Consider the following 24,762-nt stretch of genomic DNA (forward strand, 5'->3'; position numbering starts at 1 on the left):
CGATCGGCTACTTTAAGCGGTCTAACAAATACAATTATATATAATGATGACCCGTGGTGCTAGTTAATTTTAATATCCTAAAGAATATCTCAAAGTTCCTTCAAAACGTCGTTGTGCTCGACTTAATAGAACACTGTAAGCCAGTAATATGCTTTCAAATCTACTCTCTAGCACTTTAACAGAACGTGAGTTGAAATTTTGACAACCTAATTTTTCTAAGGAAGAAAAAACAGTCTCAACTATTTTTCTTTGTTTTCCAAGTAAGCTGTGGTCTAGTTTTTCTGATTTATCCATGTTTTTACGTGGCGGAACGGATATAGTAATGCCCATAAGGGCAAGCTTTTCATGGATTTTATGGCTAATATATCCTTTGTCCCCTAGGATATTGGGAAGATTCGCTTCTTCCGATAAAGTCTCTAACACTTTCACGTCATGGACACCTGGATTCGTGATTGAGTAAGTAATCGGAAAGCCAGTCTTAGTAACGATCATATGAATTTTAAGACCATAAAAATAAGATTTTTTTGTTGAGTTATAGCCAACTTTGGCTATTTGATTCAATAGTTTTGCTTGTCTATTTCTAACTAGTTTACATAATGGACTAGGAAAACTATCTATAATTCCGACTAGTTCACCTTTGGTGAGCTTCTTGATGAAAAAGTATCGAATAATCTTGATAGTGTAAGCTAAGTTTGAACTTAAGCGAGTGAATCGACTCCTACTAGGAAAGTCACCATTAGGAAATAAGACGGAACAAACCGCTCTATACGTGGCTCTTTGGCTAGTATAGCCATTAATTATTATGCCCCATATAACACAAGCAATAATCACTGTATCGCGTTGCTTCAGTTGATCAGTATTTCTTCGGTTTTTAATCTTATCTGGTACACAATTGTGGTATATGTTAGAAACAGTTCTCATAATTTCCTTGAATGTTATAAAAGTATCTGTATAATGTTCAGTATATTTTGATGAACGCATATGTAGTCCTCATTTCTTGGGAGTTTTGAGACTACTCTATGCGTTTTTTTGTTGATTTACCAACATGTTTAGACATTTTCCTCTAGGAAAAAATTAACTAGCACCACGGGTATAATGATGGTATTTATTGTGGGCAATTATATTTACAAACTTGGTCTTACGACAAAGATTTTACTACAGGAAGATTTTGGTATGTAGGGATATATAGAGGAACAGTCAGATCGAATGGAGGATGTCCTATCGGACGATTAAAGTCTTAATATGTGTTATGAGAATATAGAAGGATAAAACAGCACTTTTTTAGTTCATCATCAAGAGTGTTTGAATACCTCCGTCTCGAAGGGAATTTTGGTATTTCCTATTTTTGATAAGAAATATTGGGAGTCGTTACTCGATCAAGTAACGACTCCCAATATCGTAGATTCTTAATTTTGACTTAGAGTTTGAGATTGTTTATTGTTAGCTTGCTTTCATTTTTTCTAGTTCACATCAAATCGATAGGATAAAGGCTTTTCTTTGCTTTTGTCTTTACGGTAGAGCCAGTAATCTAAAACCGCAGCAATACAAATACAAACTGGAGCATCTTCATCATTTGAGACATCCAATACATAGTAATCTCCTGAAAAAAGTGTTGCTTTATCCATTTTCATGATTTGCTGATTGAAATGATGGATTTGATATTGATGATTATAGATATCACCTTGGACTGTCCAGTGAAGTCTACGAATATAATAAAAATCACCGGGCCAATTGAATATTTTCTGCATGGTTCCCACCTTTTCGAACTCTTTATACAGCTCAAAACGCGTACCGAATGTCAGGCTTATCTGCTTGATGTGAGCAACGAGATCGCCATTCATGGCATAAAGAGACAATGCATCGCCCTTTGTTCCCCAGCGACCAACCATCAAAAACAGGGAATGTCCTTTTTCGTTTTTGACAATTGTCCGAGTTGCACGTCCAAGCTGTTTTTCCTGAATGAAAAATTCTGACATCTATATCCCTCTTTTCTAGATAAAACTACAAGTCTTCTGCAATCGCGCGCAATATGGCTTTTCCTACGCCAGATTCAAGGTTTGTGTCCGTTGTATATTTGGCATAATCTTTTACTTCGATTTCTGCATTTCCCATTGCGAAACTGACTCCTGCTACTTGCAGCATGCTGACATCATTGAAGTTATCGCCAATCGTCATGACTTCTTCTAAAGAAATCCCACGCTCGTGAGCGACATGGGCAACAGCAATTCCTTTTTGAGCGTTTTTATGGTTCACTTCGATATTGTTTTGACCAGAGGAAGTAACGGCCAGATCGCCTAAAAGAGAAATCTGCTTTCCAACTGGACCTAATACAGCTGGCCCTTCTGTATGAAAACAAATAATTTTTAAAACTTCCAGATTCTTTTCTTCCAAGATAGCACGAATACTGTCCACGTATGTGATGTGCAATAATTCCAGCTTAGCTGAGGCCATAGCAATCGCCATTTTATACGTAAGGTGAGGTAAATGGGTAGCCACCATGGAAGCAAAACTTTCGATTCGTTTCGCTTGATTTTCAGAATAAAGACCATCGTTGGTTGCTACTTCATAGTAAATACCGTTAGCATCTAGAATATCTAAAACAGAGATTGCTTGATTATTTGGAATCGATACGGTAAACAGTGAATTTCCTTCTTTATCAAATACCTGTGCCCCGTTCAAAGTGATCATCGCACAATCGATTCCTACCTCATCTAAAGCTGCGCGAGCTTCTTGATAGTTTCGACCAGTAGCGACCATGAACTCAACACCGGCATCATTTGCAAAACGTATCGCCTCGGCATTTTCAGGAGAAACACTCATATGGGCATCTAATAATGTGCCGTCCATATCTGATGCAATTAATTTGATCATAATGATTATCGTTCCTTTCTGCTTCTTGTTCCTAGTTTACCATATTAATCAAGTGCTGAGGGTGAAGATTGTCCCTTGTGATTGAAGAAAATGTGAGTTATTCTTTTTATTAGGAGGTGGAGGTTTTGAAAGAAATCATTCATAACAGTTGGCAAGAAGTTTTGTCCCCAGAATTTTCAAAAGATTATTATCTGCATCTAAGAGAATTTTTAAAAAAAGAATATGCGTCCCAAAAGATCCATCCAGATATGTATCATATCTATGAAGCATTGGAATTGACTCCTTATGAAGAAGTTAAAGTGGTGATTTTAGGACAAGATCCTTATCATGGAGAAAATCAAGCTCATGGCTTATCTTTTTCTGTGCAACCCGGCGTAAAGATCCCGCCATCGTTAAGAAATATCTATAAAGAGCTTAATGATGATCTTGGAATCGCACCTGTTCAACATGGAAATCTAGTGTCATGGGCTAAACAGGGAGTCCTTTTACTCAACACCGTTCTTACCGTTCGGGAAGGGCAAGCGTATTCTCATCGCGGGAAAGGTTGGGAAAGATTAACAGACACGATCATTGAAAAATTAAATGAACGGGAAAAACCAATCGTGTTTATCTTGTGGGGAAAACCGGCACAAGAAAAAATCAAAATGATCGATAAGAGTCGCCATATCATCATAACATCTCCACATCCCAGTCCGTTATCTGCAAGTCGTGGCTTTTTTGGTTCCAAACCCTTCTCGAAAACGAATGATGCGCTCCTTGCGTTAGGAGAAGAACCGATTGATTGGCAACCACCTGAAACAGTGTAATAAAACAGCGCTTTCCTGTTATAGCGCAGTTCTCTATGTATGTGAAAAACTTAATTTTTCCAGCATTTTTGACTGATACAGATAAAATAAACTGTTCTTTTTTTCTGGAATAGTGTATGATAATACATATAAAAACGTCTGGAGGTCATCTTGTGGAATTGTTTGATAGTTTAAGATTTAAGATTGTTCGCCGTGGGATCAAAATCGTTTTCCCGGAAGCTACTGATGCTCGTATTTTAGGCGCAGCTGCCCGGTTGAAAGCAGAAGAACTTGTGGAACCCATTTTAGTAGGGAACGAAGAAGAAATAAGAAATGCAGCGCATGCCAGAGGAATCAAAACATCTAGCTTTACGATCATCAGCCCTGATAATTACGATAAGTGGGATGAAATGGTGGATGCTTTTGTTGAACGCAGAAATGGAAAGGTATCCAAAGAACAAGCAGAAAAGATTTTAAAAGATGTGAATTACTTTGGTACGATGCTTACGTATATGGGGATTGCAGACGGAATGGTCTCTGGAGCGATCCATTCGACTGGCGACACTGTTCGCCCAGCACTTCAGATCATCAAAACAAAGCCTGGCATCAGTCGGACAAGCGGAGCGATGATCATGGTACGTGGAAGAGATCAAGAAAAATATGTCTTTTCGGATTGTGCGATCAACGTGAATCCAACTGCGCAAGAATTGGCTGAAATCGCCGTAGATTCTGCAAAAACAGCAGAATTGTTCGATATCGAACCAAAAGTAGCAATGATGAGCTTCTCGACAAAAGGCTCAGCGAAATCGCCAGAAGTAGACAAAGTAGTTGAAGCAACTAAAATCGCTAAAAAACTAGCGCCACAATACATGATCGACGGCGAATTGCAATTTGATGCTTCTTATGTTCCTTCAGTTGCACAACTGAAAGCGCCAGATTCAGAAGTAGCTGGTCAAGCAACAGTCTTTGTATTTCCAGAATTGCAGTCAGGAAATATCGGCTATAAAATTGCTCAGCGTTTCGGTAACTTTGAAGCAATCGGACCAATTCTACAAGGCTTGAACAAACCGGTTTCTGATTTGTCTCGTGGAGCAAATGAAGAAGATGTATATAAATTATCGATTATCACAGCAGCACAAACATTGATTGATTAACAAATACACATGAACTAGCCAAAAACAGCAGCTGCTGTTCTTGACTAGTTCATTTTTTCTTTAAAAAAACTTCATTACGCGATATACTGGCAAAAAGAAAGAAGAGCGGGAGAAGATGAAAAATGATCGAACTATCAGGATTAACAATGACAGAACAATTCGCAGAGGCAATTGGTCATTCCGCAATGCCAGGTGACAATCTGATATTGACTGGTGATCTAGGTGCGGGTAAAACAACGTTGACGAAAGGAATTGCCCAAGGATTAGGGATAACGCAAATGATCAAAAGTCCGACATACACGATTATTAGAGAATATAGTCAAGGTCGGATTCCGTTGTATCATATGGATATTTATCGGGTAGCAGCTAGCGGAGCAGATTTAGGGTTAGATGAATATTTTGAAGGTGATGGGCTTTCCGTTGTCGAATGGGGAAATCTATTAGAAGAAGCACTGCCGGAGGATTATTTGGAACTGATTTTAGAAAAAAGTGATACAGATTTAGAAAAGCGGTATGTGAAACTAATCTCATACGGGGAGCAAAGTGAAACCTTCAAACAGCGAATTCTAGAAAAATGGGCTGAAAATCATGAGTGAAGAAGTTGGGATCATCTTGCGGGAAGCAGTGCCAGGAGATGCAAAAGACATTCTTTTGATGATGGGACAAGTCAATAAGGAGACAGAATTTTTAGTTTTGGATGAAGCAGAACTCCTGTTACCACCAGAAACCTTAGAAGAAGAGTTGGATTATATATACGAAAGCAATAATAATTTATTGCTGCTTGCAATCTATGAAGGGACGATTATTGGAACAGCATCTGTCAAGGCAGACAGTCAATTTCGTTTGTCTCACGTGGGAGAAGTCGGTATCAGTATTCTGCAGGAATATTGGGGAATGGGACTAGGCACTCTTATGCTAGAAGAAATCATCAGTTGGGCGAAGGAAATGGGTGTACTTTTTCGATTGGAGCTTGACGTTCAAGTTCGTAATGAAAGAGCCGTACACCTTTACCGAAAAATGGGCTTCCAAATCGAAGCGGTCATGCCTAGAGGGGCAAGAACAGATCTAGGTGAATTTTTAGATGTATATAAAATGAGTTATTTGATTGAATAGAAGAAATAGGAAAAGAGTGAGAAACTGTCATCCTTTTGAGAAGGCAGAAAAACACACGAAGGGACTGTGACAAAAGTCGTGTCACAGTCCCTTTTTCTGAATAAACGGTGTTCAATCAGCTAACCTTCGGTATTAGCTCAAAAAACAGCAAAATATGAGGAACTATTTTGCCGTTTGTTTCTCTAATACTCAGATCAAAACGCTGATTTCACAACCTCTTGGTAAACGGTGTTCAAAAGCTTGCATCTGCGGTAATAAGTCCAACCAAATGAAAAATATCAGAAGCTATTTTTGTTTGGCTGTTCTTATTACTTGATGCAGAACAGCTTTTTCACAACCTCTTCCTTATACGGTGTTCTCCTGCCAGCTCCTCGGTCACCAGTCACAATATTTAATAAACATGAGGAGCTATTTTTTGAAATTGCTCCTTGTGACTCGGAGTGAAACTGCAGACTCACGACCTCTTTATGTGTTTCATAAGTATTCTTTTACTTTATAGTCACAAGTTTTTTCAATGGATCTGTCCCGAATTTTTTTTCTTGATAAAGCAGGATTTCCGCACATGCACGACTATCTTCCAATGCATCATGGTGATGATCTAATTGGATGTTCAAATTTTCGCACACAGTGTTCAATCGATGATTTGGAAATTCAGGAAACAAGCGACGGCAACTTTTCACTGTACATAAAGAAAGATAATTAGGCTGTTCAAGATGATAATAATCTAAGCATCCCGCTAAGACCTTTGTATCAAAAGCAGCATTATGTGCAACGACTAAACGATTTTTTTGAAAATATGGTTGGATAGTTTGCCAGACTTCTGGGAATTTCGGCGCATTGCGTACGTCTTCTTGATGGATTCCGTGAATTTGGACATTTCGCCAGAAAAAAGGAGTCTCAGGCTGTATCAATGTATAGAATTCATCAACGATCTGGCTGTTTTTTACCATGACTAGCGCAAGAGAACAAGCACTATAAGGCTGATGATTGGCAGTTTCAAAATCCATGGCAACAAAATTCATTTCTGTAAAACCTCCTTGGGAAATTACTGTAACATACTTTTGAAAAAAGCAAATAAATTTAACAAAAAACATAGAATTTTTTATGTAATATTTGTTGAAAAAAGCTAGTTTTTGAACTTATTCCTTGTGATTTGGAGTTAGATAGGGATCATGACTTCTCGGTATTAAGTCAAATTTATGCAAAAATGTGGAAAGCCATTTTCACAAAGTTTTTTTTAATACTCGAGACTAAACGACTTTTTCACAACCTCTCCACTAAACGGTGTTCAATCAGCTGACTCTAGGTATTAGCTCAAAAAATGGCAAAATATGAGGAACTATTTCTCCATTTGTTTCTCTAATACTCAGGTCAGAACGCTGATTTTACAACCTCTCCACTAAACGGTGTTCAATCAGCTGGCCCTCGGTATTAGCTCAAAAAATGGCAAAATATGAGGAACTATTTTTCCATTTGTTTCTCTAATACTCAGGTCAGAACGCTGATTTCACAACCTCTTAATAAAAGGTGTTCAAAAGCCAGTTTCTCGATATTAAGCCAAATTTATGCAAAAATGTGGAAAGCCATTTTCACAAAATTTTTCTTAATACTCGAAACTAAACGACTTTTTCACAACCTCTTTATTTCAAATCTAATTCTACTGGACAATGATCACTGCCCATAATGTCCGTATGGATCTTTGCATCAGCTAGTCTTGTCTCTAAATCTTTGCTCGTCAAAAAGTAATCGATCCGCCAACCAGCATTGTTTTTTCTTGAATTGAATCGGTAGTTCCACCAAGAGTAGACACCTTCCTGGGTTGGATAAAAATAACGGAATGTATCGATAAACCCGTTATCCAACAGTCGAGAAAGAGCCGCTCTTTCTTCTGGAGTGAATCCAGCATTTTTTTGATTCGTTTTCCAGTTTTTCAAATCAATCTTTTGATGAGCGACATTTAGATCCCCACACACGATGACTGGTTTTTGTTTTTTTAGATTTTCCAAATAATTATAAAAGGCTTCTTCCCATTCTAATCGGTAATCTAAACGTTTTAATTCGCTTTGAGAATTTGGCGTGTAACAGGTTACAAGAAAGAAATCGGAATATTCCAAAGTAATCAGACGGCCTTCTGTATCATGGATATCGATACCCATTCCGTAAGTGGCATTCAATGCTGGTTTTTTAGCAAAAATCGCTGTGCCGGAATAGCCTTTTCGTTCCGCGTAATTCCAATATTGATAATAACCTGGAAGATCTAAATCAATTTGTCCTGCTTGGAGTTTCGTTTCCTGCAGACAGAAAAAATCGGCATCTAACTCATGAAAAACTTCTAAAAAATTTTTATTTACGATGGCACGAAGCCCGTTTACGTTCCAAGAGATAAATTTCAATAAAAGCACACTCCTTCGAATTAATTTCCTTACCTTTGCGATACTATTGTACCTCATTTTAGTAAAAAATGGTGTAAGATGAAAGTAACTAAATGATCCAGGAGGAAAGTCGATGAAGATTGGTGTAATCGGTGTAGGGAATATCGCAGAAAAAGCATATTTACCAACTTATGCGAAAAAACAAGGAACACTTGATTTTTATTTTGCAACAAGAAATAAAGAAACAAAAGAAAGAATTCAAAAAGAGTACGGGTTCCAACATCTATATGAAACGATCGATGAGCTTTTAGAAGAAAAAATCGAAGCATGTATGATCCACGCAGCAACAAAAGTACATTATGAATTAGCCAAAAAATGTCTAGAAAATGGTATCCATGTTTATATTGACAAACCACTGAGTGTCCATCTAAATGAAGTTCGTGAATTGCAAGAATTAGCTGATAAGAACCAAAAAATTTTGATGATCGGTTTCAACCGGCGCTTTGCTCCTATGGTAGAAGAATTGAAACGTATCCCAGATAAGCGGTTGATCCACCTGCAAAAAAATCGAATAGCGGCAAAAGGAACGACAGAGTTCGTCTTTTATGATTTGTTTTTACATCTTATTGATACAGCTGTGTATTTATTAGATGAACCCATTTTGAGAACAAAATACCAGATAAGAGAAACAAAGGAATTTTTGGAATATGCCATTTTACAATTAGAAACACAAAATCAAACGGCTATTTTAACGATGGATTTAGCAAGTGGCGCTAATATAGAAAAATATCAAGTAACAAGTAAAAATGGTACTTATGAAGTAAACGATCTGACCCAGCTTGTCATTCAAGATGCTGATGGAAAAAAAGTGAAAGAATTTGGCGACTGGACAAACACGCTAGTCAAACGCGGGTTTGAGCCAATGGTAGAGGCCTTCTTTTCTCAGATCCGTTTAGGTAAATCGGAAACAGAAATGCTTAAACAAAAAGAAGTTGTAAGAAGTCATGAATTATGTGAGGAAGTGCTTAAAGATCACTACCGTCATCAACTTTGAACAAGACTGGCAAGATTGTATTAAGCGTGATAGAATAATGAGGACGTTTGAGAAAAGAAAGGAAAATCCTCAGTGAATAAAGAAGAAATAGTTGAAAGCTTAGCCACGATTACTTTATTGTTTGATGAACCATTGATGAACTATACGTTTACGAAAACAGGCGGACCAGCTGATGTCCTTGCATTCCCGAAAAAGCAAGAAGAAGTAAAGCAAATCATCGATTATTGCCGAATCCATGATATACCTTGGATGGTATTAGGAAATGCAAGCAATCTGATCGTTCAAGATGGCGGGATTCGCGGTGTAGTCATCATGCTGACTGAAATGAAACAGATTCATGTCAAAGGAACGATGGTCATTGCGGAAGCAGGTGCCTCACTGATTGATACGACTTATGCAGCTTTGGCAGAATCATTGACTGGATTTGAATTTGCTTGCGGCATCCCGGGAAGTGTCGGTGGAGCGGTTTATATGAATGCAGGTGCGTATGGCGGAGAGATCAAAGATGTTTTTGCTGAAGTGGATCTTTTGCTTGAAGATGGAACATTGAAAACTTTGACAAAAGACGAAATGGTATTTTCTTATCGTCACAGTAAAGTCCAAGAATTACGTGCTATCGTATTGGAAGCTCGATTCAGTTTGCAAACAGGGGATTATGAAGCAATCAAAGCAAGAATGGATGAGTTGACCGAATTGCGTCAATCAAAACAGCCATTAGAATACCCTTCATGCGGAAGTGTCTTTAAGCGCCCAGTAGGACACTATACAGGTCAGCTGATCCAACAAGCAGGATTGCAAGGCCTGAAATGGGGCGGTGCACAAGTCTCTGAAAAACATGCTGGATTCATCGTCAATATCGATCATGCGACAGCGACAGATTATATTGAATTGATTGCGCACATCCAAGAAGTAATCAAAGAAAAATTTGATGTGTCTTTAGAAACAGAAGTGCGGATCATTGGAGAAAAACAAGCAATATCAGAAACAAGCAGAAGTTTAGCCAATTAATAAGTAATGGAACTTAAAATAAGTAAAAGAGCAGGACGGTGGCCGCCCTGCTCTTTTTTGTGGTTGTTTACGCAAATGGCGCAAATCTTGTACAGTTTAACACAATAAAACAAAAAATATAGAATATTTCCTCATAAATTTTTCCATTTTTTGCAATATTCTCAAAAAAAGATAAAAAATGAGAATAACTGATGAAAAAACAAGCATAATCCATCATAAAATCAGTATAGGTGAAAAGATGAACTTTCATCTGCATATCAAGTAATTGGTATGAGGCATTTTTTGAGGTGTAGGATATGAAGTTGGATTACCTTATAGAAGAGGAAGATAGAGAAAAACTGCTGCTAGCTAGATATTTAGAATTTGAGAAAAAGAATTATGTAGTGCTGCCTAAGTTATATGAAACATTAGGTTTGTCTAAATTTAAAACAAGAAATTATATCATAGAATTAAATAAAGAATTTACTGAATTCAAAACAAAGCCAGAGATCCAAATTTCAGAAGAAGCAGAGATCCATGTCGAACGTCTGAATTTGACGGATATCAAAAATTTAAGAAGAATCTACTTTCAACGATCAAAAATTGCTCGACTGTTAACGGAGATCGTGGATTCAAAAGTAACGATCGAAAAATTTGCAGAGAATCATTTTTTAAGCATATCAAGAGCCTATGTAAAAAGAAGAGAATTAGTCTCTTTTCTTGAACAGCATCAAATAAAGTTAAAGAAAAACATATTAGTTGGGGAAGAAATAAACATACGGAACGTATTATTTGGGGTATATTTCGGGGTCTTTAATGGTTTTTCTATGCCATTTAGAGAAAGCGTCATGAATGAAGCAAAGAGTATCGTGCAATATTTTGAATATCTGTTCAATTTAAAACTGTCTGCAACAAAACGAATCAAATTCAATTTGCTAACCACTATTAGTTTGTTGAGGGCCTATGGGAATCAACCAATCGGAAAACGTTTCTTTTCAGATGAATACTTTAAGAGCTCAGAAGGAATGAAGATCATCAAGGATTTATCACATATTTCTTTTCTTCATATCCCTAAAGAGCAGATCATTGATGAGATTTCTTATATCATGTTGTTTTTGATCACGGAAGAAGAATTTGAATTAGATGGCGCATTTGGACTTGCGGAAGCTCATTTTCATGATATCCACATGATTAGTCAAAAAATGTCAGTGGAATTGATTGATCAATTACCATTTTCGATTGAAATCTCTGAAGAAGAAAGACTATATATACGAAAAGAACTTCGTATGGGTATGATGCATGTCAATCGAAAAAATTGGATATTCGACTTTGAGATGACTAGCTTTACGTCTAAAAAGCAGCTACAGTTTTTCTTCGAGACGTATCCAATATTCAGTACAGCAATCCAAAAGGTCATACAAGAGAATAAACGCTATTTCTTGGGAAAAGATGAACGTTTCATGATTCGCTTATTTTATGATTATCTCTTTTTATTGGTCGGTATTTGTCCGGTATCATATTTTGAAGCACCGATTCATGTCTGTATTGATTTTTCGCAAGGATCTGCTTATACCGATTACATTATTTCTCAAGTGAAAGGATTTAAAAATTACAATATTGTGATTGAGAGTCGAATCACTTCTCGTACGAATATTTATTTATCTGATTGTTTACTTGAAAAATTTAATAAAGAACAGATAATTTGGAAAAATCCACCGACTCCAGATGACTGAGAATATTTTGGAAATACCATCATCAGAGAAAAAAATAGACATTTAACTGAAAAAATCAGCTAGTATTTATGGATGGCAGCTTTGTCTCACATATTTATTAGCTGATTTATGTTTTTTTCAAAGAAAAGGTAACTAGATATAACTAGATATAACTAGATATATTACTTAACAAAATTAAAAAGTACATAAGTTATTATTCCGATTTTCTTGAAACAATAAAAAATCAAAAAAAATACTCTCCTAATAGTCCATCTTCTTTTGATTTTATTTATATAATGAAATCATCTTATGAAAATTACTACTTCATGTTTAGACAAGAGTAGGGAGGACTAAGAATAAATGTGTTCAAAAAGACGTTCAAAACAACTAAATAAACACGCTTGTCGTTTAGATAAGGAACGGTCGTGTTCTGAAAAACACTACGTTAAGTTTATGATGCGCACGATGCTGATCAGTTTATCTGTAGGTGTCTATATGCATGTACCCGTTCAGGCAACGACACAAACCATCAAGGTCGTACGTACCTCTGTTTCTGAGACCACTGATTCCCCTATCACTATTACTCATACTTTCACTGATGCAAATGGAAAACAGCTACTTCCTGCATTGACTTCCTATAATAAAGTCAGTTATCCTCCAACGATAAACCACTACTGGTTAATTCCTAACAAAACATTATGGACATCGGAAACCGGAAGCAGTGTGCCGCTTTCTATCTTTTCCGATATGACTGATCCTACAAAAGGTGATCAGTTAAAACAGATCACTGATATTTTGAATCATGCTTTGACAGATATAAAGGACGGTGGAAGCGCACAAGTTTCTTATGTATATGAAAAAGATTATTCACAGTTTGAAGGAAAGAAAATCGATGTTCTGGCAGGGACAAAAGTTTCGATATCTGATCTGGTAAAAAGGCTGAAGAACGCAGATGGAACACAAGGAGATATGTCCAAAGTAATTTCAAACAATGGGAATATCGTGGATACGACTAATACAGGAACATCTACTATTTCCTTGTCCTATTTTGATCCAATTGCTTTAAAAACAATGACTGCATCTGCTGTGATCCATGTTCGTGCTGATCAAACAGCTATCAAAGGAAAAGATCTTCACTTAAGAACAGGAGAGAGTTACGCCCCTAAAGATCTTGTTGAATATGTAACAAAAAGCGATGGAACTTCAGGAAATAAAGAAGAAATCAAAATGAACGGGACAGTAGATACTACAACTCCGGGAGAATATCCCGTTGTATTAACTTATATAGACTCGAAAACATCAAATGTGGCAGAAACAACAGCTGTAGTTTATGTAGAAGCATCTGCTGCTTCATCGACTGTCATCACTCATTTTATAGATAGTCAAACAAATAAAGAACTTCGAGCAGAAACACATATGAGTAGTGTAAATCGTATTCCTGATTTGCGCCTACCTGCTGAATTTTCTGATCGAGTGCCAAATATAGATTTATCGACTTATGAACAAAATGGGAAAGTCACTTCTATTTCTGATTGGATGCAAGCAAACGGATTAGACAGAAAAAGTCACTGGTCGGAGATCCTTGAAGTACTTCACTCAGAACTGATGAATAATAGGAAGCAATCAGGAGGGGAAATTACCTTTACTTATGTTTATATACCAGACAATCGTTCATTAGAAGGTCATGATCTTATTGTTCATCCAAACGAAAAAATAAACAAAGAAGAGTTGATCCAATCAGCAACAAATTCCTTAGGTAAACCCGTACCGTTAAAGGATGTATCGGTTACAATCAACGGAGAACCATTGGAGGATGGTTATTTGACCAAACAGACAGGTGATTTTACGATTATGTATAGTTATCATGACCCGTATTCACTCCAAGAACGCAACACTCAGTCGCTTTTACACGTTTTACCATTAAAAAAACAGATAAGACAAAAAGAACAAAAAAAACAAGAAGAAAGCTTGTCAGAAAAAAAAACAACAAATGGCTCATGCAGTTTCTCCAACAGGGAAAGTAAAACAAACAAGAAGCCTAGAGTTAGCAAGAATATCTAGAAAAATCTCAGAATCTAATAAAACGATAAGGCAAGAAGCTCATTTGGCCTCACAAGTTTCTGGATTGGAAAATGAAATTTTAGAGCCTAAAATAAAACAACAATCAGAAAAAGAATTTGTTGCTAAACAGTCGGAAGATCAGAATGAATCAGATGACCACAAGGAAACGAAGAAAAAACGCTTGTCAACTATTGATTCCACCGATGAGCATCTGCAGCCGCAAGTACCACTTCCTAGTCCGGGAACACCCGCACCTGGTGGAGGTATTCCTTCTTCTTCTGCTTTAGGAGATTTCATGCGAGGTATCGCAGGAACATGGGTATACGCTAATCGAAATGAATTTGACGCAGATGACTGGTTCTGATTTATATCTCTATCTGTTATAGTCAAATAAGTAGCTGAGTCATATGTTATTTGGCATAATGGAGACGAGGAGGGATAGAAAAATGTTAGATAAAACGTTACCTTACGCAGAAATCTGGATGACAAGACCACTTCAACAAAATGTTCCAATCACGCCTTTAGCGGAAGGTTTTGAATTTCGATTTTATCAAAAAGAAGATGAATCTGCTTGGGCGGAGATTGAGACTTCCGTTGGGGAATTTCAAACGACAGATGAAGCACTTGAGTATTTTCAACAAAACTTTGCTCCTTATCCTGAAGAACTTGAAAGAAGGATGTTTTTTGTAGAGACAAAAAAAGGAGAAAAAGTAGCAACCTGTACCGCTTGGCGAAAAAAATCAAGAGAGCAAGTGTATCCGGTTTTTCATTGGTTAGCAGTGAAACCAGATTACCAAGGAAAAGGGCTCGCAAAAGCATTGACTGCCAGAGTCTTGCAAGAATTTCCTACCCTCCATACGGACGGACCAATCTATCTTCACACACAGACATGGAGCCATCAGGCGATTGCTCTTTATAAAAAAATGGGTTTTACTTTTATTGCTGAAAATCTAGACGGCACACCTAATCCAGATTATGAAAAAGTTATGCAGGTTTTAAGTAAATTAGATAAATAACGAAATGGTGAAATAAGTCCTCAGTATTGGGATAAAAAACGAAATAGTCATTCCTCATATCTTACTTTTTTGAGTTAATACTATCGGATAACTAATGGCATGCCATACATTCAAAAAAGAAGGGGCAGTGACAAAAGTATTGTCACTGCCCCTTCTCTTGTTTTTTAGCATGTTTTATCGTTTGATTTTTTTAGGAATAAAATTCTTGATGAACGTAAATTTTTGGTAATCATTTCGACTATAGAGGTAACCAAATACACTGAAAACAACTGCTCCAATAAAATTAACAAATAAATCCTTCATAGTATCCATGATTCCCACGTCTAAGTAACCATTTTGGATGATTGTTTTATCTGTTTTACCATCTGCATTTTGACTTTCAATGATTGTCCGAGTGATATCTGGAACATGATAGACAGTGTTTCCGTCTTTACTTAACTCCACACTATTGATTTGCTGGATGATCGTATCTTTTTGCATATCGAATTGCAGTAATTTATCTGCTGAAAATTCCACAAACTCCCACATAACACCAACTGTCATCGAAAAACAGAAGGAAACAACTGCTAGTAATAAAGGAGTCAAGTTCATGGTTTTTGTATTTTTATTGAGCAAATAAACAAGGGAAAAGCCGACACCCCCAGCTAAAAATCCGCTGAATGCATGTAGAAAAGTATCCCACATTGAAAAATAGCCATAAAAATCACTTAACTCACCTAAAACTGTTGAACTAAAAATAAAAGATAACAAAATGATTTCTAGCATATTTGGAATCTGTATCTTTAATATCTTTTCCAGAAAATAAGGGATTTCAAATAAAATTAGTGTCAGTAATAAAAGCATTGTATTTCCCCAGTGTTGGTTCCAGACCTGATCCACTAGCATAATAACGACGATGATACGTAATAAAATATAGATTCCGTTTGTGATTCTACCTGCAGTTTTTGTACTGTTCGTAAAAAAGGTTTTCAAATGATTCATAAAATAACTCCTTCATGTATATCCTTAATTATACTAAGAAGCGTGTGTTTACCAAAGCTATATGACTTAAAGAAAAACAGAGTTGATATTGTGAAAAAAATCACTTAATATAGTATAAGGAGAAAAGGGGGATACAAATGAAAAAATTAGTTGCTGGTTTATTAACAGCCGTTGCACTTCTTGCTATGAGCGCATGCGGCGCAGATCAGAAAAATACAGCGCAGACAAGTTCTAGTACGAAGGAATCTGCCGAAGTATCATCAGGCGCTTCTGAACAAGTATATACAGATCCAAAAGAAATGAAAGAATCTTATGATGTCGTGATTATTGGAGCTGGTGGTGCAGGGATGGCAGCAGCTATCGAAGTAAAAGATACTGGGTTGAATACAGTAATTTTGGAAAAGATGCCTGTTGCCGGAGGAAACACATCTAAATCATCAAGCGGTATGAATGCTTCAGAAACAAAATTTCAAAAAGAAGAAGGAATCAAAGACTCGAATGATGCCTTCTATGAAGAAACGCTAAAAGGTGGTGGAGGAACGAATGATAAAGAAATACTTCGATACTTTGTCGATCACTCTGCTGATGCGGTCGATTGGCTAGATCAAAACGGTATCAAACTGGACAACTTAACGATCACTGGAGGGATGAGTGAAAAGAGGACACATCGTCCGTCTGATGGCTCGGCTATTGGTGGATACTTAGTGGAGGGGTTATTGAATAACGTCCATGAGCGGGAAATCCCTATTTTTGTCAACGCAGATGTGACAGACATTAAGAAAAATGGGGAAACGGTCAATGAAGTGACTGTACATGTTCAAGGAGAAGAACCAAAAGAGGTCACCGGAAAAGCAATCGTAGTTACCACAGGCGGTTTTGGTGCCAGCAAAGAATTTATTGAAAAATATCGTCCCGATTTAGCTGATTATATTACGACAAATCAAGAAGGATCAACTGGAGATGGTATCACCATGATTGAAAAATTAGGTGGACAAACCGTTGATATGGATAAAATACAAATTCATCCAACTGTGCAGCAGGATGAGGGGGTCTTGATTGGTGAGGTTGTTCGCGGAGAAGGAGCAATCTTGGTCGATCAAGAGGGGAAAAGATTTGTCAATGAAATGGATACAAGGGATAAAGTATCTGCAGCAATTACAGCATTGCCTGAAAAATCAGCTTATTTGATTTTTGACCAAGGCGTGCGTGATCGTGCCGCAGCTATTGAATTTTATGACCAAAAAGGATATGTCACAACTGGAAAGACAATGGAAGAATTAGCAGAAAAAATCGATTTACCAAAAGAAACACTAGCAAAAACAGTTGATGGATGGAATACGGATGTTGCGGAGAAAAAAGATGCTCAATTCAACCGTGCCACAGCCATGGAACATGACTTATCGTCTCCGAATTATTATGCGATCAAAATCGCACCAGGAATCCATTACACGATGGGCGGTGTGAAAATCAATACGAACACTGAAGTATTAGATAAAGAAAACCAGCCAATTAGGGGGTTATATGCTGCTGGTGAAGTCACAGGTGGCTTACATGGAAACAACCGGATCGGTGGAAATTCAGTTGCAGAGATCATTATTTTTGGGCGACAAGCGGGCATACAAGCAGCTCGATTTGCTTCGGAAAATGAATGAAATAGAACGTAAATAAAAAGAGGTTGTGAAATCAGCGTTTTGACCTGAGTATTAGAGAAACAAACGGCAAAATAGTTCCTCATATTTTGCCGTTTTTTAAGCTAATACCGAGGGTCAGCTGATTGAATACCGTTTAGTGAAGAGGTTGTGAAAAAGCTGCCCTGCATCAAGTAATAAGAACAGCCAAGTAAAAACAGCTTCTTATGTTTTTAACTTGGTTGGACTTATTACCGCAGATGCAAGCTTTTGAACACCGTTTATTCGGAAAAAGAGCGTGGGACAAAAGTAAAGAACACTTTTGTCTCACGCTCTAAACACGTATAAACGGCGGAAGCAGAAGCAACTCCTTTGGAAATTAGCTGAAATTCACAAAAATTTGAAAAGCAATTTTCGTGAATTTCTTCTTATTTCTTGGAGTTAAACGCTTCTGTCCCAGCCTCTTTTTTGATCAGCATGATTTTATTCAGTTATCTTCAAAATGATTTTTCCGATGTTTTTGTTTGCTTCCATATATTCATGCGCTTGTTTGACTGCGCTGAATTGGAATGTACGGTCAATGATTGGCCGAATTTTGCCATTTTCTAGAAAAGGCCCAGCTTTTTGCATAAAAGTTTGTGCGAGCTCTGCTTTATACTGATCACTTCTAGGTGTCAATAATGTACCAAGCAGTTGGACACGTTTCCCAATCAATACACCAAGGTCTATCTCAGGCACTATGGTCCCACCTAGCATACCAATCAAGACCCAACGTCCATCAACGGCTATAGAAGCTAAATTCTTTTCCCAGTAAGAAGCGCCGATGAAATCCAAAATAACATCGACTCCCCGACCTTCAGTGATTTTTCGTGCCTCTTCTTGAAAGTCTTGTTTTTTATAGTTGATCAATTCATCTGCACCAAGTTCTTTACAAAAGGCGAGTTTTTCTTCTGATCCTGCAGTAACGATGATTTTCGCGTGAGAAAGCTGTCTAGCTAATTGGATCGCTGCTGTTCCCACACCACTTGCTCCTGCATGGATCAAGACAGTTTCGCCTTCTTGTAATTTTCCAAGCCAGTAAAGTGTTTGATAAGCAGTCAAAAAAACTTCTGAGATTCCAGCAGCAGAAACATAGTCTAGCGTATCAGGGAGAAGGATTGCACGATCGGCAGGCATCACAGCATATTCGGCATAACCACCTAGATTGACTAATCCGTATACTTTTGTCCCAGGAGTAAAAATGGAGATATCACTTTTATTCTCAACTACCTCTCCAGCTACTTCGACTCCCAAAATAGGGTAGGGAGGTTTCAAAGAGACTGATTCTCTTTTCATAATATCTGTTCGATTGACAGCTGCTGTATGGACTTTGATCAGTAATTCGCCTTGTTTTGGTTTAGGAACAGGCACTTCAATTTGTTCTAATACATCTACAGAACCAGGATGCTTGATTGAAATGGCACGCATGGATCTATTCCTCCTTTGCCCATTCTTGGAATGCTGCATCCAATTCTTTGCTGCCTTCGGAAAGTACAAGAGTCGTACGGGAAATATCCGTTTCTTCCACTAGAGCGGCAAGTACAGCAGCAACTGTAGAGCGAGTGATCGTTTTTGATGCCTTCTCATTAGGCTTAGTTAATTGAATGGAAGTAACTTCTTCATCGTTAGTCAATGTGACTGGTTGAAGAATGACAAAATCTAAGTTAGTTCGTTTCAGCCATTCATCTGCATAATGTTTAGTAATATAATAATCTGTCATGGACTCAGGCCATTTTGCTGGTTCATCTGCATAAACAGCACTGACCATCAGATAGCGAGAGACATGCGCATTTTCAGCTGCGATCACTGTTTTGATTGCGCCATCCAAGTCTACTTGCAGAAGATTCTTTCCTTGAGAGCCGGCAGCAAAAATCAATACATCGATGCCTTTGAATGCTTCGGTCATTTTTTCCACGGACCAAGTTAAATCAAAAGAGACATACGAAACATTCTCTTTTTTTACTAATGTTTGGGAAGCGACATCTCTTACCCCTGCAAAAATTTCATGGGAACTTGGAGCTAAATCTTTTATCAGGTATCGGCCAATTTGTCCGTTTGCACCTACAACAAAAATTTTCATTTGGATCATCCTTTCGACGTCAAATCTTTCCATTCAATAGTAACACCAAAAGAGAAAAAAATCAGAGATCGGCTACGATGACTATCAGTTAGTAAGAGAAGGGTGCTTGAAGTATCTTAACAAGACATTGCATACTGCTGCAGTCGCAAGACCTGCGACGATTCCTTCAGGTATACCACTTGTAAAAATAACCGCTAGAATAGCTGAATAAACAGCATTTAAATTTGTTCCGATGACTTTGGCATAATCTTGCTGGAATAAAAAGTAGATCATATTCATCACTAAAATCGTATTGGTCAGTGAACCGGAAAGTCCAGCTAAGAATAAAGAAACGGAATCTGCTTTTTGTTTCATTAGTTTGCGCAGACCTTTATAAACGAAATAAGGAACCACCCCAATCAAGATGCGAGGAATAAACGCGATCAGCAAGGCTTTCCAGCTTCCATGTTCTGTTCCGATGACTGGGATAAACGGAGAAAAGACAAAAGACAAAGGTGTTTGGATAACTGTGCTACGGATCATGCTGATCAGTCCAAATGTACCGCCAAGAAAAGCACCTAGTCTTGGTCCTAAAACGATCGAAGCAATGATTACAGGAATATGCATGGTTGTTGCATTGATTGGACCGATAGGGATAAAACCTAAAGGCGTAACAGCTAATAAAATCAAAATAGCTAAAAACATCGCAGTTAATGTAAAGTTTTTTGTATTTTTCATAAGTACTCCTTTTTTCTAAGCATTTCTTTCATTAAGAGTCAGCATGACCTGTTCGATGATCGTCTGAATATCAGCTAAGGCACCTTTTCCAAAATCTCCACAAGCTAAAAGAGATTCTCTTGGTTCAATTTCCTGATAGCCGACAGATCTCAATGTTTCCAGATTACGCTGAGTGATCGGGTTTTGATACATATTTGTGTTCATGGCAGGGGCAATCAATTTTGGTGTTCCCACTGGAAGCGCCATTGCGACTGTTGAAAGAAGATCGTCTGCAATGCCATTTGCTAGCTTGCCGATAATGTTTGCTGTAGCAGGCGCGATGAGAAACAAGTCAGCTTGTTTTGCTAGTTCGATATGATTGATTACCTGCGGATTTGATTCTTGCATGACGTCTGTATGGACTGCGCGCTTCGACAGAGATTGCAAGGTTAATGGCGTGATAAAATGTGTGCTGCTTTTAGACATAATCACATCTACCTGGGCACCTAATTTGACGAATTGACTTGTAAGATCAGCGCTTTTGTAAGCAGAAATACTTCCAGTAACGCCTAGTAAGATCTTTTTCATTTTGATTCCTCCAATCTAATTTTCTCAGTAATCAATGCAGCAATCTCAGATTTACTTTGAGCTTCTTCCACTGTTCCATCTTTAGATAAGAGATAGCCGTGGTGTGTCTCGCCATGGATTTCCGTCAAATCATTTGCGAAAATAAAATCAGTTTTGTTATTTATCAGACTATTTTTTGCGACTGCCAGAAGAGATTCCTTTGGTACATCTACTAATAGTTTGAAACCAATGATTTTTGCTTTTGGCTGCCATTCACGTAGATAAGAAATGATTTTTGGTGTTTTCTTCAAAACGAGCACAAGATGCTCGGTGTCAGAAGAGATCTTTGAAACAGTGGTATCTGTCTGTTCATTTTCCGCAAACCAATTGTCCAGTTCTTCTTGCGTTGAAGAAGTGGGTAGGTTTTTTGCCAGCTGTTCTTCTGAAAAACTAAAAGCAGGAGTAAAATCACTGACTGCCATACTGTGGATAATCGCATCGTAGTGTTCTTTTTTCGTTAGTGCTTCTAATTGTAAAAATAAGTCCAGTGCAGATTCGATCGTATAAATCGTTATATTGGAGTGTCTTTTCGGTTTCAGTGCTTGTTTCGTAGTCACGTAATCGATTGTGGTATCCGGATTGGCAGCTAAATAATCAGCTAATGCTTGCCCTAATCGTCCTGTCGAATGATTTGTAATAGCACGTACTTGATCGATTTTTTCAGTCGTTCCTCCAGCTGTGATTAGAATCTTCATTTATGGTCACCTACATTTACTAGTGTTCTTCCTTGGTGTGTTCCAGCAAGTAGTTTAGATGCTGTTTCAGGCAATTGATCCAGAGTAATCTCTTGGACGACCAGTTCATCTGCAATCTGCAAATCCGCCATCTGTTGCCATAAAGAAAGACGTTGATCTATTGGTACATTGACAGAATCAATTCCAATCAACTGGATGTTTCGCAGAATAAAAGGCAAGACAGTCGCGTTTAGTTTGATTCCCCCAGCATTGCCACATAAAGCTACTGCACCGTTATAAGAGATCAATGGAAGAAGACTACTTAGCTGCTCGCCACCTACTGTGTCGATGACATAGTCGATTTGCTGTTTTCCTAAAGCTTTTGTTGTCTCTGGCAGAAATTCATCAGGTCGTACGACTTGAGAAGCACCTAGACTTTTTAGCCATGTGACAGACTCTTCTTTTCTGGAAAAGGCAATGATTGACTGGAATCCTAGTGTATGTAACAGAGCTATCGCTGTACTGCCTACACCGCCAGAAGCACCAGTAACGACAACTTTTTTATCGGAGGTCATACCTTGACGGATTAAAGCGTTCACACATAACATAGCAGTAAAGCCTGCTGTACCAAGGATCATCGCTTGACGCAGCGTCATATTTTTTGGTAGAGGAACTAACCAGTCTCCTGGTACTTTTTGATATTGGCTATAACCGCCTGGATGGGTGACGCCAAGCCCAAAACCAGTAGCAAGTACAAGATCTTCTTTTGAAAAACGTGGATTGTTACTTTGGACGACAATTCCGGATAAATCAATCCCTGGAGTCATCGGATAGGTTCGTATCACCTGACCAGACTCGCTCATTGCCAATGCATCTTTGTAATTGACATCAGAATAGGCAATTTTTACCAAGACTTCATTTTCAGCCAACTCAGTAAATGTCAGATCACTGATTGCTGTATGGAAAACAGGTTCCTTTATTACCTGAAAAGATCGAAAAGCGTTCATTCGTGAGACACTCCTTTTAAAATTTTCTTTTATCATACCATAAAGCCTACTCTTTTATTCTTGTTCTTCCGTAAATTTAGACAAAAATTAGGTGAAAAATAAAGAATCAAACAACTAGAATTTATTCCAAAAGATAAAGAAATATTCAGCAAAAAAAATTTTACAAAGGGTTGCCTTTTTCAATAAATTTCGTATACTAATACGAGTGGTAGTAAACAGTAAGTTTACTATTAGAAAACTTCGATTCGGAGGAAATTATGGAAATTGGTGAGAAGTTAAGAAATTTGCGCATCCAAAAGAATTTGACACAAGAAGAACTAGGCGAACGCACAGATTTGTCAAAAGGGTATATTTCCCAGTTGGAACGAGATTTAAGTTCACCATCAATGGAAACATTCTTTTCTATTCTTGAAGTCTTAGGTGTGACTCCAGAAGAATTTTTTCATCAAGAAGCAGCGAATCTGCAAGTGGTTTATTCAAAAGAAGATCATACGGTTTATTTCGATGAAGAAAACGGGTATGAATTGGAATGGCTCGTGGCTGATTCGAATGAAAAAGAAATGGAGCCTGTCTTGCTGACTTTTGAAGGTGCAGGAGAATATAAGACGTTTGAACCTTCATTATCTGAAACGTTTATTTTTGTATTAGAAGGGGAATTAGAGTTAAGCTTAGGAGAGACGGTCTATGTGGCAAAAGCAGGACAGTCGATCTATTATCAAGCGACAAAACAACATCAATTAAGGAATCATCTCAAAAAACGAACAAAAGTATTGATTGTTGCAACGCAATCATATTTGTAATATAGGGGGTAAAAACGTGGGGAAACCAATCATTTCATTTGATCAAGTAGTGAAACGCTATGATGATGAAACAGTATTAAAAAAAGTAAGTTTTGAGATCGAACAAGGAAAATTTTATACACTGCTTGGTCCTTCCGGCTGTGGCAAAACAACGATCCTACGTATTATAGCTGGATTCACCGAAGCTACAGAAGGGGACATCTATTTTGAAGGGAAACGGTTGAATGATTTGCCAGCTAATAAGCGACAAGTAAATACAGTCTTCCAAGATTATGCACTTTTTCCTCATATGAATGTTTTTGATAACGTTGCTTTTGGATTGAAGATCAAGAAAATGTCCAAATCAGATATCGAAAAGAAGGTAAAAGATGCTTTGCGTATGGTCCAGCTTCCTGGATACGAAAAACGGGAGATCAGTGAAATGTCTGGTGGTCAAAGACAGCGTGTAGCGATTGCACGAGCAATTGTAAATGAACCGAAAGTATTGCTACTAGATGAACCGTTATCGGCGCTTGATTTGAAACTACGTACAGATATGCAGTATGAACTGCGGGATCTGCAACAACGATTAGGAATCACGTTTATTTTTGTTACTCATGACCAAGAAGAAGCGTTGGCAATGAGTGATGAGATTTTTGTCATGAATAAAGGGAAAATCGTCCAAAGTGGTACACCCGTAGATATTTATGATGAGCCAATCAATCATTTCGTTGCTGATTTTGTTGGGGAGAGCAATATCGTGGACGGTGTAATGATCGAAGATAATCTAGTTGAGTTTGTTGGTAAGCAATTTGAATGTGTCGATGGCGGGATGCGTCTAAATGAACCAGTTGAAGTTGTTTTACGCCCAGAGGATTTGACGATCACGACACCAGATAAAGGAAAACTAGTCGTAACGGTCGATACTCAGCTGTTTCGTGGTGTCCATTATGAAATCATCTGTTATGATGAACAGCAAAATGAATGGATGGTCCATTCAACGAAAAAAGCTAAAGAAGGAAGCAAAGTAGGGTTGGCCTTTGAGCCAGAAGATATCCATGTCATGCGTTTCAACGAGTCTGAAGAAGAATTCGATGCACGTCTTGACAGCTACGAAGAATAGGGG

General features: G+C 37.8%; 22 protein-coding genes and 2 pseudogenes. 12 read left to right on the plus strand and 12 right to left on the minus strand.

What is annotated here, in order from left to right; all coding sequences use genetic code 11:
* Positions 1-69: 69 nt before the first annotated feature.
* The 3 genes from IGK53_RS03015 to IGK53_RS03025 form a co-directional block, all read right to left on the minus strand.
* A complete protein-coding gene (locus IGK53_RS03015; RefSeq protein ID WP_283341634.1) occupies positions 70-981 on the minus strand; it encodes an IS982 family transposase in 912 nt (303 codons plus the stop codon).
* Positions 982-1,460: 479 nt separating this feature from the next.
* Entirely contained in the window at positions 1,461-1,976 is a 516-nt protein-coding gene (locus IGK53_RS03020; protein ID WP_002291449.1) for an LURP-one-related/scramblase family protein, read from the minus strand.
* Positions 1,977-2,001: 25 nt separating this feature from the next.
* The gene (locus IGK53_RS03025; RefSeq protein ID WP_002287072.1) at positions 2,002-2,871 is read right to left on the minus strand and encodes a Cof-type HAD-IIB family hydrolase; all 870 of its coding nucleotides are present in this window, start codon (positions 2,869-2,871) and stop codon (positions 2,002-2,004) included.
* A gap of 125 nt (positions 2,872-2,996) precedes the next feature.
* Here IGK53_RS03025 and IGK53_RS03030 point away from each other — a divergent pair, with 125 nt between their 5' ends.
* From IGK53_RS03030 to IGK53_RS03045, 4 genes are all read left to right on the plus strand, one after another.
* The gene (locus IGK53_RS03030; protein WP_002329517.1) at positions 2,997-3,677 is read left to right on the plus strand and encodes a uracil-DNA glycosylase; all 681 of its coding nucleotides are present in this window, start codon (positions 2,997-2,999) and stop codon (positions 3,675-3,677) included.
* A 152-nt stretch (positions 3,678-3,829) separates the two neighbouring features.
* Positions 3,830-4,810: a phosphate acetyltransferase gene (pta, locus tag IGK53_RS03035; protein ID WP_137203130.1), complete on the plus strand. Its 981-nt coding sequence runs from the start codon at positions 3,830-3,832 to the stop codon at positions 4,808-4,810.
* A gap of 122 nt (positions 4,811-4,932) precedes the next feature.
* Positions 4,933-5,406, plus strand: a complete 474-nt coding sequence (gene tsaE, locus IGK53_RS03040) for a tRNA (adenosine(37)-N6)-threonylcarbamoyltransferase complex ATPase subunit type 1 TsaE (protein ID WP_002287066.1) — start codon at positions 4,933-4,935, stop codon at positions 5,404-5,406.
* Complete coding sequence (locus IGK53_RS03045; protein ID WP_002287063.1) at positions 5,399-5,923, plus strand: GNAT family N-acetyltransferase; 525 nt, start codon at positions 5,399-5,401, stop codon at positions 5,921-5,923. The genes tsaE and IGK53_RS03045 overlap by 8 nt, the downstream gene beginning before the upstream one ends.
* 488 nt (positions 5,924-6,411) lie before the next feature.
* Here IGK53_RS03045 and IGK53_RS03050 read toward each other — a convergent pair whose 3' ends face one another.
* Entirely contained in the window at positions 6,412-6,945 is a 534-nt protein-coding gene (locus IGK53_RS03050) for a 3'-5' exonuclease (RefSeq protein WP_002329516.1), read from the minus strand.
* Between the two features lie 618 nt (positions 6,946-7,563).
* Positions 7,564-8,316, minus strand: coding sequence for an exodeoxyribonuclease III (locus tag IGK53_RS03055; RefSeq protein WP_002329515.1), 753 nt, complete (start codon positions 8,314-8,316; stop codon positions 7,564-7,566).
* Positions 8,317-8,428: 112 nt separating this feature from the next.
* On the opposite strand from IGK53_RS03055, the gene IGK53_RS03060 reads away from it, so the two are divergent.
* From IGK53_RS03060 to IGK53_RS03080, 5 genes and pseudogenes are all read left to right on the plus strand, one after another.
* Positions 8,429-9,349, plus strand: coding sequence for a Gfo/Idh/MocA family protein (locus IGK53_RS03060; RefSeq protein WP_137203126.1), 921 nt, complete (start codon positions 8,429-8,431; stop codon positions 9,347-9,349).
* Between the two features lie 72 nt (positions 9,350-9,421).
* On the plus strand, positions 9,422-10,357 hold the full coding sequence (murB, locus tag IGK53_RS03065) for a UDP-N-acetylmuramate dehydrogenase (RefSeq protein WP_002317944.1): 936 nt from the start codon (positions 9,422-9,424) through the stop codon (positions 10,355-10,357).
* A gap of 296 nt (positions 10,358-10,653) precedes the next feature.
* Positions 10,654-12,132, plus strand: a pseudogene (locus IGK53_RS03070) (helix-turn-helix domain-containing protein).
* Between the two features lie 276 nt (positions 12,133-12,408).
* Positions 12,409-14,473 (plus strand): annotated as a pseudogene (locus IGK53_RS03075) (bacterial Ig-like domain-containing protein).
* Positions 14,474-14,555: 82 nt separating this feature from the next.
* Positions 14,556-15,125 carry a GNAT family N-acetyltransferase gene (locus tag IGK53_RS03080; RefSeq protein ID WP_002287055.1) on the plus strand — a complete coding sequence of 190 codons (570 nt, stop codon included), beginning with the start codon at positions 14,556-14,558 and terminating at the stop codon, positions 15,123-15,125.
* Positions 15,126-15,299: 174 nt separating this feature from the next.
* Here the strand turns inward: IGK53_RS03080 and IGK53_RS03085 are convergent, their stop codons facing one another.
* Positions 15,300-16,106 carry a hypothetical protein gene (locus tag IGK53_RS03085; protein ID WP_002287053.1) on the minus strand — a complete coding sequence of 269 codons (807 nt, stop codon included), beginning with the start codon at positions 16,104-16,106 and terminating at the stop codon, positions 15,300-15,302.
* Between the two features lie 137 nt (positions 16,107-16,243).
* Here IGK53_RS03085 and IGK53_RS03090 point away from each other — a divergent pair, with 137 nt between their 5' ends.
* Positions 16,244-17,758: a flavocytochrome c gene (locus IGK53_RS03090; RefSeq protein ID WP_002329512.1), complete on the plus strand. Its 1,515-nt coding sequence runs from the start codon at positions 16,244-16,246 to the stop codon at positions 17,756-17,758.
* A gap of 459 nt (positions 17,759-18,217) precedes the next feature.
* Here the strand turns inward: IGK53_RS03090 and IGK53_RS03095 are convergent, their stop codons facing one another.
* From IGK53_RS03095 to IGK53_RS03120, 6 genes are all read right to left on the minus strand, one after another.
* Positions 18,218-19,201 carry an NAD(P)H-quinone oxidoreductase gene (locus IGK53_RS03095; RefSeq protein WP_430604981.1) on the minus strand — a complete coding sequence of 328 codons (984 nt, stop codon included), beginning with the start codon at positions 19,199-19,201 and terminating at the stop codon, positions 18,218-18,220.
* A 4-nt stretch (positions 19,202-19,205) separates the two neighbouring features.
* Positions 19,206-19,853: an NAD(P)-binding oxidoreductase gene (locus IGK53_RS03100; protein ID WP_002319004.1), complete on the minus strand. Its 648-nt coding sequence runs from the start codon at positions 19,851-19,853 to the stop codon at positions 19,206-19,208.
* A gap of 84 nt (positions 19,854-19,937) precedes the next feature.
* Positions 19,938-20,570, minus strand: coding sequence for an ECF transporter S component (locus tag IGK53_RS03105; RefSeq protein WP_002287046.1), 633 nt, complete (start codon positions 20,568-20,570; stop codon positions 19,938-19,940).
* A 15-nt stretch (positions 20,571-20,585) separates the two neighbouring features.
* Complete coding sequence (gene coaC, locus IGK53_RS03110; protein ID WP_002287045.1) at positions 20,586-21,137, minus strand: phosphopantothenoylcysteine decarboxylase; 552 nt, start codon at positions 21,135-21,137, stop codon at positions 20,586-20,588.
* Entirely contained in the window at positions 21,134-21,871 is a 738-nt protein-coding gene (locus IGK53_RS03115) for a phosphopantothenate--cysteine ligase (protein WP_002293460.1), read from the minus strand. Before IGK53_RS03115 ends, coaC begins: the two co-directional genes overlap by 4 nt.
* Positions 21,868-22,857: an oxidoreductase gene (locus IGK53_RS03120; protein ID WP_002293462.1), complete on the minus strand. Its 990-nt coding sequence runs from the start codon at positions 22,855-22,857 to the stop codon at positions 21,868-21,870. The genes IGK53_RS03115 and IGK53_RS03120 overlap by 4 nt, the downstream gene beginning before the upstream one ends.
* A gap of 257 nt (positions 22,858-23,114) precedes the next feature.
* Between IGK53_RS03120 and IGK53_RS03125 the strand changes: the two genes are divergently transcribed.
* Both IGK53_RS03125 and IGK53_RS03130 read left to right on the plus strand, forming a co-directional pair.
* Positions 23,115-23,657, plus strand: coding sequence for a helix-turn-helix domain-containing protein (locus tag IGK53_RS03125; RefSeq protein ID WP_002287040.1), 543 nt, complete (start codon positions 23,115-23,117; stop codon positions 23,655-23,657).
* A 16-nt stretch (positions 23,658-23,673) separates the two neighbouring features.
* Entirely contained in the window at positions 23,674-24,759 is a 1,086-nt protein-coding gene (locus tag IGK53_RS03130) for an ABC transporter ATP-binding protein (protein ID WP_002287039.1), read from the plus strand.
* Positions 24,760-24,762: the final 3 nt, after the last annotated feature.

Source organism: Enterococcus sp. DIV1224 (genome assembly GCF_050555455.1).
Classification (GTDB): Bacteria; Bacillota; Bacilli; order Lactobacillales; family Enterococcaceae; genus Enterococcus_B; species Enterococcus_B lactis.